Annotated in this window: 1 pseudogene; it reads right to left on the minus strand. The window is 49.7% G+C overall.

Annotated features, from left to right (window positions below):
• Positions 1 to 312 (minus strand): annotated as a pseudogene (locus tag ACM0OZ_RS49285) (hypothetical protein); the annotation flags it as partial.

Consider the following 312-nt stretch of genomic DNA (forward strand, 5'->3'; position numbering starts at 1 on the left):
GCCAATCAATTCCACAGTCTGGGCGTTGACCGTCAAATTCCCCCCCTTGCCAGCATTTAGTGCCCCTGTAGAAACCGCTGCCCCATCTTGAACCAGTAATTCACCAGTGTTAATCGTCAAGTTACCTGCATTTCCCGTTGCCTCTGAGGCAGAAAACAAGCTACTGAAAGACAAACCATCGGCAGATTCGCCAATCAATTCCACAGTCTGGGCAATGACAGTCAAATCGCCACCTTTGCCAGCACCAGATGTGCCACTAGAAACCCCTGCCCCATCTCGAACCAGTAATTCACGAGTGTTAATCGTCAAGTT

The organism is Scytonema sp. PCC 10023 (genome assembly GCF_963920835.1).
GTDB lineage: Bacteria > Cyanobacteriota > Cyanobacteriia > Cyanobacteriales > Nostocaceae > Kalymmatonema.